Genomic DNA, 12687 nt, shown 5'->3' with positions numbered 1-12687 from the left:
GGCAACTGAGCGGAGCCGCGCTGTCGTACGAGCCCCTTCCCCCCTTCCGAACCACCGAGCTCCTGACTTCGCACCACTCGCTGACACGCACTGTGCACCTACCACAGAGCCTCGATCGAAGGAGTGCTTCAGATGATTGAGCTGCCCGGCGACACTCTGGCCCCCGAAGGACGGGTCCCGAACCAGCCAGGTCCGGCCTCTCGCGAGCCTGACGGCATCATCATGCAGGGAGTACGCAAGGCGTACTGGTCCAAGCTCTCGGCAGCGGAACGGCACCGCGCGCCCGCGTCCGACGGGGAACCACCCGCCGACCTCGCCTCCGGTCTGGCGCTCTCCCGGCCGGACCGCACCGACGTACGCCGGACGATCCAGCTGTGGCACCGGGCGATGCAGGCCTACGCGCCCCGTCGCGGCACCCACGAGCAGCCCTCCCGGGACGGGTCCCAGCGAGGATGGCTTCAGCTGGCAAGTCAGTGCGGGGAGCAGTGGAAGAAGAAGGGCTGTCCGCTCGATCTGGAGGAACCCGTTCCTCGAACAATGATCGAACGACTGGCGGCGCAGATACGCATACCAGTGCAACTGTTCGTGCCGCAGACCCTGTTCGGCTGGCTGCTCGCCTGGCGGGTGTTCGAACCGGACCGCGAAGCGGCCCGTCAGGGCATGTACTGCGACCTCGCCTCGACGACCGACTGGGGCAGGTACGTCCGTGGTGAACTCGAGGACTGGCATGCCGTCGCCATCGCCGAAATCCGCGCGGCCCAGCAGCAGTTGTCGCTCACCGCTGCCGTACGGCACATCCTGATGGCCCGGAAGTCCAGCGTCATGGCCAAGCACCGCGGCAGGTGCATCACCGGGTATCCCGAACTGGGTGTCCCTGTCCTGCGGACAGAAGTTCCGTACTACCCGTCGGCGAACGCCATGATCTGCGAGTGGTACGCCCTGGACATGGGGCTGCCCACGCTGGCGGACCGTGCCTGTGTGTCGCACGCGGGCAGGGCCTACTTCAGCATCTCCAAGATGGTCAACGACATTCACGACCTCGCCATCGACACCTACACCGGCGACGTCGGCAACGGTGCCCGCCTCTATGGCGACGGCCGGCACGGCGCCGACACCCTGGTCACCTGGCTGGTGGGGCTGGGGCACCTCCTGCCGGCCATGGCCGCGAAGGTCGCCGACGGATCGTTGACCAGGGACGACCGCACTTTCCTCGCCGGATGCGCGGGCGTCTCCTACACCCTCTGGGGGCACCGCAGCGACCTGTGGGCCACGGTGGGACCCATGGCCCAGCACGGTTACGGATGGGGGGCCGTGAGCGAGCACGACTGCCGGGTGTGCCGAGCCGCACCCCGCTGCGGTCCCTGCTTCTACCTCGACGCCGAAGACTGCCCGCACCTGTCCCGGACCGACCTGAGCGGCACGGACGCCGACGCCAGGGAGATCGTGTACACCGCCCTGACCCTCACCGGGGCTGTCGATGTGATCCCTCCGGAGGTGGCGGCGCGGGCAGTCACCCGTCTGGCGAAGCTCTCACCCACCGCCCTCGGCTGGCACGCCGACCGGAAACACCTCGATCCCGGCACCACCGTGGTCGCGGCGCTGACCCTGGGCGTCTACGCGTTGGCCGCCGAATGCTCCGAAGACGACCTCGGCACCCTCACCGACCTGGCCCGTGCGGCATGGTGGCGCGTCCTGCCCGCCTTCGACCGGCCGGAGGAGCTCACCCTCGACATCTACATGTACTCCACGGCGGCACACCCCCACATCACCCTGACATTCGGCGCGCACATCGCGGACATCGTTTCCCAGGCGCAGGGCGCCAGCGACGCTCAGGCCGTCGTCACTCAAGCGCGCTGACCGGTGTCCGGATACGCCCTGATGCGCTTTCCGGCTCCTGCCAGGAGCCGGAAAGCGCATCAGGGGTGGTCGACGAGCTACGGCGGTCGAGGCTACGGAGCCGCTGCGGAGAGCGCCGGATCAGGCTGCGTGGAGTGCACGCGTCGTTCGCGCAGCAGCCGGTACAGCACCCCACCCCCCACCGTGACCACCAAGAACAGCACCGTGAACCACTGGAAGTACCAGTGCCCGCCCGCCGGGTCGTACACCGCTGCCCGGGGCCAGGCCAGGTTGACGGTCATGAACAGGCCGTAGAGCAGGGCGAGGACGTTCACCGGGATGCCCCAGCGGCCCAGGGAGAAGAGGGGCTTGCCGGTCTCGTCGGTGCCGTCGGCGGTGAAGGTGCCCTTCACGCGCTGGACGAGGAGGGGGCCGGTGACCATCGCGTACGCCAGGTACAGCATCACGATGCACGTGGTGCCGATGGCCAGGAACGCTTCCGGAGACGCGAAGTTGAGGAGGAGCAGGGCGGCCGCCAGGACGCCGACGACCACGGCCGGAGCGCTCGGCATGCCCGTGCGCGGGTTGACCTTGGCCAGGCGGGCCGAGAACGGGAGTTGGCCGTCGCGGGCCATCGAGAACAGCATCCGGCACGCCGCCGTCTGGATCGCCAGGGTCGCCACCGCGATCGCCACCACCACGTCGACCAGCAGGGCGCGGCCCACCCCGTCGCCGAGGCTGCTCGTCAGGACGTAGCTCAGGCCCTCGACGCCGAGCCGGCCGTCGGTGAGGCTCGGTGCGGCGAGCAGGCCGGCGAGGATGATCAGGCCGCCCAGCAGGCCCGCCGAGGCGAGCGCGGTCAGGATCGTGCGGGGCGCGGTACGCCGGGGATTGTGCGTCTCCTCGCTCATCTCGCCCGCGCTGTCGAACCCGATCATCACGTATGCCGCCGTGAACGAACCCACCAGCAGCGCGCCGAAGAGGCCTGACTCCAGTGCCGTACCCGTGTGGAAGGTGATCCCGGGAGTGCGCTCGGAGTGGGTGAACAGAAGCACGATGATCAGGGCGGCGCCGATGATCTCGGCGGTCACGCCGACCCGGTTGATCAGGGACATCACGCGGTTGTCCAAGACGTTCACCAGGGTCGTCAGGGCCAGCAGGACGACACCGAGGATCGCCGCGTTGGCCGCGCCGCTCGCCGAGGTGGGGGCCGGGTCGTCGCCGACCAGCTGGAAGCCGGACCAGATGGCCGGCATGACGACCTGGAGCGCGAGGGCTGCCGCCGCGACCACCACGATCTGCCCGATCACCATGATCCAGCCGGCGAACCAGCCGAAGGTGAGGTTGGAGAGCCGCGACGACCACTGGTAGATCGCGCCGGAGATCGGGTACTGCGCGGCCAGTTCCGCGAAGCACGCGGCGACCAGCAACTGGCCGATCAGTACGGCCGGCCAGGCCCAGAAGAAGACGGGGCCGCCGAACGCGTACCCGAAGGCGAAGAACTGGAAGACGGTCGTCAGGACGGATATGAAGGAGAACCCCGCGGCGAACGAGGCGTACCGGCCGAGGCTGCGGTGCAGTTCCTGGGGGTAGCCGAACTCGGCGAGGGAGTGGTCCGCGGACGGGTCCGGCGGATCGGGGCGTACGTCGGAGGGAGCGGTCGTGGTCACGGCGGGACCTGCCTTCGGCGCGGAATTCCTGTCGGGTGACAGAAATTAGGGATGCGCTGTTTCGCAGGGATGTCGCAGCCGTGTCGAGACGGGGCCCAAGTCCTCACGTAGGCCCAGGCGCCCTCGGCCCGTCCGGTGATTGAGGACAAGGCCTCTTCAGGGGCGAGCAGGGACCGGCGGGGTGGGGAGGGGAGTTCGAGGCTGTCCGGCCATCGAGGGTGAACTCAGGAGGCCGTCGGCTCCTGCTCTGCTTCCACCTGTGCGTTCCACTCCCGCTTGGACGCCTGCCAGCCGTCCTCGTTGTGGCCGAGGCGCCAGTAGCCGGAGATCGAGAGGTCCTCGCGCGGGATCTCGCGCTCCACGCGCAGCAGCCGGCGCAGCTCCTTCACGAAGGCCGCCTCGCCGTGCACGAACGCGTGCACCCGGCCCGCAGGGAACTCCAGGGCGCGTACGGCCTCGACGAGAGCCTGGCCCAGCGGGCGGTCACCGCGGTGCAGCCAGTGGACCTCGACGTCGGAGTCGATCTTCTGCTCCTCCTCGCGTCCCGCGACCTCCACGAAGGCGTACGCCTTCGCGCCGTCGGGCAGCGACTCCAGGGCGCAGGCGATCGCGGGCAGCGCGCTCTCGTCACCGGCGAGCAGATGCCACTCGGCGTCGGGGTCGGGGGCGTACGCGCCGCCGGGGCCGCCGAAGGCCAGCGTGTCGCCCGGCCGGACGCGCATCGCCCAGGGGCCGGCCAGGCCCTCGTCGCCGTGCAGGACGAAGTCGAGGGTCAGTTCGCGCAGTTCGGGGTCCCAGGCGCGCACCGTGTAGGTGCGGGTCACCGGCCACTGCTCGCGCGGGAACTCCGCGCGGATGCGCTGCATGTCGAAGGGGAGCGGATAGGTGACGCCCTCGGCCGGGAACAGCAGCTTCACGTAGTGGTCGGTGCAGGTGCCGGCTGAGAACTCGGCGAGGCCCTCGCCGCCCAGCACCACGCGCTGCATGTGCGGAGTCAGCCGCTCCGTGCGGACGACCTGCGCGGTGTGGGTCTTCGGAGCCCTGCGTTCCGGGCGCTCTGCCATGACGGCCTCCCTGGTCCCTTGCTTAGGGTTACCTAAGTTAGCACCTCTCTCCGGGAAGTGGGTCCTCACCTTCCGAGTGTCGTGAGCAATCTCTCCAGCGAACCCCCAAGTCCCCAGCGGGCGGCGAGCACTTCGAGCGCCGCCGGGTCGCGGGGAGTGTGCGGCAGCGCCGTGTTGACGTCCGGCAGCGGTACATCGCCCGCGACCAGGACGACCTTGGGCGCGACCTCGACGTACGGCCGTGACTCGTCGAGGCGTTTGCGCTGCGACGGCGTCAGCTTCGCCTTCGGGTCGTCGACGGCGGCCATGATCCCGGTCAGGTCGCCGAACTCGGCCAGCAGCTTCGCGGCCGTCTTCTCGCCGATGCCGGGCACGCCCGGCAACCCGTCGCTCGGGTCGCCGCGCAGCAGCGCCAGATCCGCGTACCCCTTCCCGTCCACCCCATACTTCTCGCGCAGCCACGCCTCGTCGGTCAGCTGCAGCGTGCCCACGCCCTTGAGCGGGTACAGGACACGCACCCCCCGCCCGTCGTCGACCAGTTGGTACAGGTCCCGGTCGCCGGTGACGATGTCGACGGGGCCCTCGGCGCGGCCGGTGAACGTGCCGATCACATCGTCCGCCTCGTAACCCGCGACGCCCACGCGCGCGATGCCGACCGCGTCCAGGACCGCCTCGATGATCGGCACCTGCGGTGACAGGGTGTCCGGCACCTCCTCCTCGTCCGGCCCCACCGCGTGCTCCTCGGCGACCCGGTGGGCCTTGTACGAAGGGATCAGGTCGACCCGCCACTGCGGACGCCAGTCCGCGTCCATGCACGCCACCAGGTGGTCCGGCCGGTGGTCCTTGACGAGCCGGTCGATGAATTCGAGCAGCCCGCGCACGGCGTTCACCGGCGTGCCGTCCGGAGCCTTCACGGACTCCGGGACGCCGAAATAGGCGCGGAAATAGAGCGAGGCGGTATCGAGAAGCATCAGTCGTCCGGTCACGCCTCGCATCATGCCGTACGCCACTGACAGTCACCCCGCGCGCCGCTTTCCGGCCGCTCCCCGAGCCATTCGCCCAGGTCTCGCGTTACCTATGCGAAGAGTTGTGAACTGGCCCACTCCTCCGTTTGCCCATGTCGGACACGGGCAGGCGCGGCACGAACGAACCCGGTTGTTCGCGCAATCGTCGCAATCGTCGCAACCGGAAAGCACCACCGAGGAGCACCCTTGTCATCCAGGCTTGAGACCGAGCATCTGTACAAGGTGTTCGGCAGACGATCCGGCGACGCGGTCACCCGACTCGAACAGGGAGCCGACCGCGACGCACTCCGCGACGACGGCATCACCGCCGCCGTCATCGACGCGTCCATCGCCGTCGAGCCCGGCGAGATCTTCGTCGTCATGGGCCTGTCCGGCTCCGGCAAGTCGACGCTGCTGCGCATGCTCAACGGCCTGCTGGAACCCACCGCCGGACACGTCCGCTTCGACGGCCAGGACCTGACCGCGCTCGGCGACCGCGAACTGCGCGCCCTGCGCGCGAACAAGATCAGCATGGTCTTCCAGCACTTCGCGCTCTTCCCGCACCGCAGCGTCCGTGAGAACGCCGCGTACGGCCTGTCCGTGCAGGGCGTGCCCCGCGCCGAGCGCGAGCGCCGCGCCGACGAGGCGCTCGCCCTGTGCGGTCTGGCCGGCTGGGAGGACTCGTGGCCCGACGAGCTGTCCGGCGGCATGCAGCAGCGCGTGGGCCTCGCCCGCGCGCTCGCCACCGACGCCGACCTGCTGCTCATGGACGAGTCGTTCAGCGCCCTCGACCCGCTGATTCGCCGGGACATGCAGGACCAGCTCCTGGAACTCCAGAAGACCCTCAAGAAGACCATCGTGTTCATCACCCACGACCTCAACGAGGCCATGCGCCTGGGCGACCGCATCGCCGTCATGCGCGACGGCCGCATCGTCCAGACCGGCACCGCCGAGGACATCCTCGTCCGCCCCGCCGACGACTACGTCGCCTCCTTCACCAAGGACGTCGACCGCACGCGCGTCCTCACCGCCGACGCCGTCATGGACCCGCCGACCAGCGGCGACGAGGCCGACTGCGACTGCCCGACGGCGACGCCCGACACGCCGTTCACCGAACTGTGCGCGCTGAGCGCCCGGCTGTCCCACCCGGTCGCGGTGGTCACCGAGGACCGCGAACTGGTCGGCGTCGTCCCCAGACAGCGTCTCGTCGGCTTCCTGGGCGACCAGCAGGGCGACCCCGAGCCCTGCGGCAGCCCGAGCGCCCCGGCCGCCGCGGACGGGAAGGTGACCGCCCGTGCCTAGGCTCCAGCTCGGCGACTGGGTCGACGACGGCGTCAGCTGGCTCGTCGACCACATGTCCTGGCTCTTCGACGCGGTCAAAATGGTCGTCGAGGGTCTGTACGACGGCATCTACGCGGTACTCACCGCCCCGGAGCCGCTTCTCCTGGCCGGCATCCTCGCGGTGGCCGCCTGGTGGCTGCGTGGCCTGGTCGCGGGCGCTCTCGCCTTCGCCGGATTCGCGCTCATCGACTCCATGGCCCTGTGGGACAAGGCCATGTCGACGCTCGCCCTGGTGCTCGTCGCCACACTCATCGCCCTGGTGATCTCGATCCCGCTGGGCATCTGGGCGGCCCGCTCCACGACCGTCAGCGCCGTCCTGCGGCCCGTCCTGGACCTGCTCCAGACGATGCCGTCGATGGTGCTGCTGATCCCGGCGATCCTGTTCTTCGGCATGGGCGTCCCGGCGGGCGTCGTCGCCACCCTGATCTTCGCGCTGGCTCCCGGCGTACGCATGACCGAACTCGGCATCCGCCAGGTCGACGCCGAACTCGTCGAGGCCGCCGAGGCGTTCGGCACCCCGCCCCGCGACACGTTGCTGCGTGTGCAGCTGCCGCTCGCGCTTCCGACGATCATGGCGGGCGTCAACCAGGTCATCATGCTCGGCCTGTCCATGGTCGTCATCGCCGGCATGGTCGGCACCGGCGGGCTCGGCGGCGCCGTCAACGAGGCCATCGGCCAGCTCGACATCGGCCTCGGCTTCGAGGCGGGCCTCGGCATCGTCGTCCTCGCCATCTACCTCGACCGCATGACCGGCGCGCTCGGCGCCCAGATCTCCCCGCTGGGCCGCCGCGCCGCCGCCAAGGCCCGCGCCGCGGGCACCCCGAAGCTCTGGAACCACCGCCCCAGCCCGGTCGTCGCGCTGGCCGGCGTGGTCGTCCTGGCGCTCGTCGCCGGCGGCCTCGGCGTCTTCGGCTCCTCCGCGAAGCCCGACCGGGTCACCGGGACAGACGTGGGACAGGGCAAGAGGGTCACCATCGGCTACATCCCCTGGGACGAGGGCATCGCCACCACGTTCCTGTGGAAGGAGCTCCTGGAGGAGCGCGGCTTCGACGTCACGACCACCCAGTACGCGGCCGGCCCCCTGTACACGGGCCTGGCCACCGGCCAGATCGACTTCCAGACGGACTCCTGGCTGCCTGTCACCCACGCCGAGTACTGGAAGAAGTACGGCGACCAGCTCGAGGATCTGGGCAAGTGGTATGGCCCCACCTCCCTGGAGCTGACCGTCCCGTCGTACGTCAAGGGCGTCGACTCGCTCGCCGACCTCAAGGGACAGTCGTCCACGTTCAAGGGGAGGATCGTCGGCATCGAACCCAGCGCCGGGATGATGGGCCTTCTCAAGGACAAGGTCCTGAAGGAGTACGGCCTCGGCGACGAGTACGAGGTCGTCGACGGCTCGACCCCGGCCATGCTCGCCGAACTCAAGCGCGCGTACGCCAAGAAGGAACCGGTCGTCGTCACACTCTGGTCACCACACTGGGCGTACAGCGACTACGACCTGAAGAAGCTCAAGGATCCCAAGGGCGCCTGGGGCAAGGGCGACGGCGTGCACACGCTCGCCCGCAAGGGCTTCGCCGCCGACAACCCCGAGGTCGGCGCCTGGCTGAAGAAGTTCTCCATGACCGAGGAACAGCTCACCGGTCTGGAGGCGCGCATCCAGCAGGCCGGCAAGGGCGGCGAACAGGACGCCGTACGCGCCTGGCTGAAGGCGAACCCCGGGCTCGCCGCGAAATGGGCACCGGCCGGCGAACCAGAGGGGAAGACCGGGGGGAAGAGCGGCGCGAACGGGGTATCGGACAACTGAGGGAGCCGCTCGAGAGGGGTGGGTCGAAACTGGAGACACACGCGCGTGCGCGGGTGTCTCCGGTGCGGCCCACCCCTCGCCCTGTTCCCGGACGCCGACGTTCCGTGTACGAAAAGGATCCGGACAACCACGGAGCGCCATGCCATCACCCGGGCCTGGCTGCCGGGCCGGACGCTCCCGCTGGTCAGCGCGGCCGCCCGCGCGCGTGGGCCGGTGCCAGGAGGGGCCGGGCGGCCTGTCCGCTGGCGTGAACCGTGAGGGTCGTACCCGACTCGAGGTGAGGCCGATGTGACGGGCGCATGAAACGGTTTGACGAACATGCGTAGGGTGCAAGGAAGTCATCAGAGAACGCGTCGTGCATGCTTCGGGGACGATCTGGCGAACAGCCACCGAACACGCGGCGCGATGCGCTGTGATGGGACGTACACGACCGGACGCGACGACGAGCCGAGGAGGGAGCCGGAGCTATGGGCGACCACAAAGAACAGCCCCTTCGGGTGGGCGCGGCCGTCCGGCGGCGGCGCCGGGCGCTGGAGCTCACCCTCGCTGCCGTGGCCGAACGCAGCGGCCTGTCCGTGCCCTTCCTGAGCCAGATCGAGAACGAGCGGGCGCGGCCCAGCCGCAGCTCCCTGGAGAAGGTCGCCGACGCTCTGCGCACCACCGCGGTCGAGCTCCTCGCGGCGGCCGATCCGGCGTGCAGCGTCGACGTCGTCCGCGCGGACGCCCTGGAACCCGCCCCCGACGAGCCCCGGGTGCGCTCCCTGGTCCGAGGCCACCAGCAGCTGCACGCCATGGAGTTCGCCGGGGACCATGACGCCGGCCGCGAATTCCAGCACCGCAACGACGAGTTGATGTACGTCGCCGACGGCGCCGTCGAGATCGAGGCGGAGGGCCGCGCGCACCGGCTCGGCCGCGGCGACACGCTGTACCTGACGGGCGGCGTGCGGCACCGCTGGCGGGCGACCGAGCCGGACACCCGGGTGATCGTGGTGGCGGTGGCCGAACACATCGAGGCGGTCCAGCACAGGCGCCGCTGAGACACGTCAGGCGCGTTCCGCTGTCAACTCGTATCCCGTGAGCAGCAGTTGAGGGAACCCACCATGAGAGTGATTTCGCTGGTGCCGTCCCTGACGGAGGCGGTGGCGGTCACGGTGCCCGGCGTTCTCGTCGGCGCCACGGACTGGTGCAGCCACCCGGCCGACCTCGGCGCCAATGTCGTACGCGTCGGCGGCACCAAGAACCCCAAGGTCGAGTGGATCGTCGCGCTCGCCCCGGATCTGGTCGTCGCCAACGAGGAGGAGAACCGCGAACCGGACCTCGCCGCTCTGCGCGAGGCGGGCATCGAGGTGCTGCTCACCGAGGTGCGGGACGTGCCGCAGGCCTTCCGGGAACTGGCACGGGTGGTCACGGCGTGCGGGGCGGAATCACGGCCCCGGTGGCTCGACGAGGCGGAGTCGGCGTGGTCGGCGCCGGAGCGTTGGCGGAACACGGCCGCCGACGCTCGTACGACCGCTGTCGTGCCCGTCTGGCGGCGCCCCTGGATGGTGCTCGGGCGGGACACCTTCGCGGGGGACGTGCTGGCGCGGCTGGGCGTCGACAACGCGTACGCCTCCCACGCCGAACGCTATCCGCGCGTACCGATCGAGGACCTGCGAGCCGCCGCACAGGGCGGGATGGTCGTGTTGCCGGACGAGCCGTACCGCTTCACGGCCGAGGATGGTCCCGAGGCGTTCGCGGGGGTGCCGTGCGCGCTCGTCAGCGGACGCCACCTCACCTGGTACGGACCGTCACTGGCCGAGGCGCCACGGATGCTGGGCGAGGCCCTGCGAGCAGCTCACCGCTGACCAGGCCCCGCACGGTTCGCACGCCGACGCCGACCCAGGCGGCGACGAGCAGGACGTACAGGGCGACGGCGAGCACGCCGAAGGCGGCGAGCCCGGTGTGCCGGCCGAGGCTCTCCGCGCCGGTGACGCAGGTGCCCACCGGGAAGGTGAAGGCCCACCAGGTCATCGCGAAGCCCATGCCCCGGCGCCGGGCGCGCACCACCAGGGCGCCGGCGAGGGCCAGCCACAGCAGGGCGAAGCCCATGACGGGAACGCCGTAGAGGACGGCGGCGTCAGCGGCGGAGGCATGCGCGACGGGTACGACGCCCGGGGCGAGGTCGGCGACGTTGCCGGCGGCGGTGGTGGACTGGCCGAGCGGGCCCAGGACCAGGAACAGGGTCGGGGTGACGGCGAGCGGGAGCGCACCGCTGGCGAGAGGGCGGGCGAGTACGACGGGCAGCATCACCAGGGTCGCGAGCAGACTCATGCCGAACATGGCCAGGCAGCCGAACAGCAGCGCCCGCTGCGCCTGCCCCGGCGGAAGGTGGGGCACGAGAAGCGGACCGAGCGCCGCGGACACCATGGGCGCGACGACGGGCAGCAGCCAGACGGGGCTGGGGGCGGCGCCGCGTACGACCAGGAGGTATGGGACGGCGACGGCGGCGACGAGTCCGACGACCGTCCCGGCGGTGAAGAGGGCCGCGTCCAGGGTGACGGCGGCCGGTACGCCGATCCAGTCCCGGCCGACGACGAGGGTGCCGCCTCCGACGGCCGTCAGGGCCATCGCGAGGCAGCCGTAGAAGGGCGCCGTCGCCGGGTCGGCGAGATGGGCGCGGGCCTGGTCGCGATGGTGAACCCAGTGCAGGGCGCGGGCGCAGAGCAGCGCGAGCAGCAGGGCGAGGGAGAGGGCCCAGACGGCAGTGCAGACGGTACGCAGTCCCGGGACGCCGTCTGCGCCGGGGAGGCCGGAGCCCGCGGTGCCCACGATGGCGGTGCCCATGACGGGGGCGTACCAGTTGGGGCCGAGGTGGCACAGGATGCCGAGGGGAAGGGGGCGCTGGAGCTGGGGGAGCGGGTGGGTGAGGGGGCGGGCTGCGGTGACTGCGGTTGCCATGCTCCTACCGTCGCGCGGGGCGGGGGCGGTCACCAGGGGGTTCGGATGAATGAGGGCATAAGCTGGATCTATGGGTGATGTGGAGGGCAGGGCCGTACGGTCGGCGGGGGTCGCGCACCGGGTCCCGGACCTCGGTGCCATGGAACTGCTGCTCGCCGTCGCGCGGCTGGGGAGCCTCGGGCGGGCGGCCCAGGAGCTGGGAGTCACACAGCCGGCCGCCAGCAGCCGTATCCGGTCGATGGAACGCCAACTGGGGGTGGCCCTCGTGGACCGCTCGCCGCGCGGCTCCCGGCTCACGGACGCCGGCGTGCTCGTCACCGACTGGGCTCGGCGGGTCGTCGAGGCGGCTGAGGCGTTCGACGCGGGGGCGCAGGCCCTGCGGGCGCGACGCGACTCCCGGCTGCGGGTCGCGGCGAGCATGACGATCGCCGAGTACCTGCTGCCGGGCTGGCTGCTGGCCCTGCGCGGGCTGCGGCCCGAGACAGCGGTGTCGTTGCTGGCGGGGAACTCGGCGACGGTCGCGGAGCGCGTCCTGTCCGACGAGGCGGACCTCGGGTTCGTGGAGGGGACGGGCGTGCCGAGCGGCCTGGACTCGGTGGTCGTCGCCAGGGACCGGCTGATCGTGGTGACGGCGCCGGGGCACCCGTGGGCGCGGCGGCGGAAGCCGGTGGGGGCCGCGGAGCTGGCGGTGACGCCGTTGATCCTCCGGGAGGAGGGGTCGGGGACGCGGCAGGTGCTGGACACCGCGTTGGGTGGGCTGGCGCGTCCGCTGATCGAGCTGTCGTCGACCACCGCGGTGAAGGCGTCGGCGGTGGGTGGGGCGGGGCCGGCGGTGCTGAGTGAGCTGGCGGTGGGGGAGGAGCTCGCTACGCGGCGGTTGGTGTGTGTGCCGTTGGACGGGGTGCGGTTGGATCGGGAGCTGCGGGCGGTGTGGCCGGTGGGGCATCGGCCGGTCGGGCCGGCTCGGGAGTTGCTGGGGTTGACCCGGGGGGAGGACGGGTTTGTTTCGCCCCCGCCGCCCCTTCCCGTCC

10 protein-coding genes are annotated in these 12687 nt (G+C 71.0%); 6 read left to right on the top strand and 4 right to left on the bottom strand.

The features are described from left to right. Positions 1-132: 132 nt before the first annotated feature. Complete coding sequence (locus tag ADL01_RS26965; RefSeq protein WP_053744612.1) at positions 133-1857, top strand: hypothetical protein; 1725 nt, start codon at positions 133-135, stop codon at positions 1855-1857. 92 nt (positions 1858-1949) lie between these two features. On the opposite strand, the gene ADL01_RS26960 is transcribed toward ADL01_RS26965, so the two are convergent. The 3 genes from ADL01_RS26960 to ADL01_RS26950 form a co-directional block, all read right to left on the bottom strand. Further along, entirely contained in the window at positions 1950-3506 is a 1557-nt protein-coding gene (locus tag ADL01_RS26960) for an amino acid permease (RefSeq protein WP_053744611.1), read from the bottom strand. Positions 3507-3730: 224 nt separating this feature from the next. Then, on the bottom strand, positions 3731-4570 hold the full coding sequence (locus ADL01_RS26955) for a siderophore-interacting protein (protein WP_053744610.1): 840 nt from the start codon (positions 4568-4570) through the stop codon (positions 3731-3733). 65 nt (positions 4571-4635) lie between these two features. Further along, positions 4636-5565, bottom strand: coding sequence for a 5'-3' exonuclease (locus ADL01_RS26950; protein ID WP_234354806.1), 930 nt, complete (start codon positions 5563-5565; stop codon positions 4636-4638). 216 nt (positions 5566-5781) lie between these two features. On the opposite strand from ADL01_RS26950, the gene ADL01_RS26945 reads away from it, so the two are divergent. The 4 genes from ADL01_RS26945 (at position 5782) to ADL01_RS26930 (ending at position 10563) form a co-directional block, all read left to right on the top strand. Next, complete coding sequence (locus tag ADL01_RS26945; protein ID WP_053744608.1) at positions 5782-6876, top strand: quaternary amine ABC transporter ATP-binding protein; 1095 nt, start codon at positions 5782-5784, stop codon at positions 6874-6876. Then, the gene (locus tag ADL01_RS26940; RefSeq protein ID WP_053744607.1) at positions 6869-8719 is read left to right on the top strand and encodes an ABC transporter permease/substrate binding protein; all 1851 of its coding nucleotides are present in this window, start codon (positions 6869-6871) and stop codon (positions 8717-8719) included. Before ADL01_RS26945 ends, ADL01_RS26940 begins: the two co-directional genes overlap by 8 nt. A 467-nt stretch (positions 8720-9186) precedes the next feature. Beyond that, positions 9187-9756: a helix-turn-helix domain-containing protein gene (locus tag ADL01_RS26935; RefSeq protein WP_053744606.1), complete on the top strand. Its 570-nt coding sequence runs from the start codon at positions 9187-9189 to the stop codon at positions 9754-9756. Between the two features lie 63 nt (positions 9757-9819). Next, positions 9820-10563, top strand: a complete 744-nt coding sequence (locus tag ADL01_RS26930) for a helical backbone metal receptor (protein ID WP_053744605.1) — start codon at positions 9820-9822, stop codon at positions 10561-10563. Here the strand turns inward: ADL01_RS26930 and ADL01_RS26925 are convergent. After that, positions 10490-11656 carry a TDT family transporter gene (locus ADL01_RS26925; RefSeq protein WP_107091006.1) on the bottom strand — a complete coding sequence of 389 codons (1167 nt, stop codon included), beginning with the start codon at positions 11654-11656 and terminating at the stop codon, positions 10490-10492. The two genes, ADL01_RS26930 and ADL01_RS26925, sit on opposite strands and share 74 nt — an antisense overlap. Before the next feature lie 70 nt (positions 11657-11726). Here ADL01_RS26925 and ADL01_RS26920 point away from each other — a divergent pair. Next, positions 11727-12687, top strand: a 961-nt coding sequence (locus tag ADL01_RS26920) for a LysR family transcriptional regulator (RefSeq protein WP_063783594.1), incomplete at its 3' end; no start/stop codon positions are given.

Origin of the sequence: Streptomyces sp. NRRL WC-3618, from assembly GCF_001280005.1 — a bacterium.
Classification (GTDB): Bacteria; Actinomycetota; Actinomycetes; order Streptomycetales; family Streptomycetaceae; genus Streptomyces.
The sequence above is the reverse complement of the archived record's forward strand: the minus strand, read 5'-3'. Positions and strand labels throughout refer to the sequence as shown.

Coding starts and splice junctions, on each gene's coding strand:
- ADL01_RS26965 (WP_053744612.1), top strand. CDS start 133: ATGATTGAGCTGCCCGGCGACACTCTGGCCCCCGAAGGACGGGTCCCG.
- ADL01_RS26955 (WP_053744610.1), bottom strand. CDS start 4,570: ATGGCAGAGCGCCCGGAACGCAGGGCTCCGAAGACCCACACCGCGCAG.
- ADL01_RS26950 (WP_234354806.1), bottom strand. CDS start 5,565: ATGCGAGGCGTGACCGGACGACTGATGCTTCTCGATACCGCCTCGCTC.
- ADL01_RS26935 (WP_053744606.1), top strand. CDS start 9,187: ATGGGCGACCACAAAGAACAGCCCCTTCGGGTGGGCGCGGCCGTCCGG.
- ADL01_RS26930 (WP_053744605.1), top strand. CDS start 9,820: ATGAGAGTGATTTCGCTGGTGCCGTCCCTGACGGAGGCGGTGGCGGTC.
- ADL01_RS26925 (WP_107091006.1), bottom strand. CDS start 11,656: ATGGCAACCGCAGTCACCGCAGCCCGCCCCCTCACCCACCCGCTCCCC.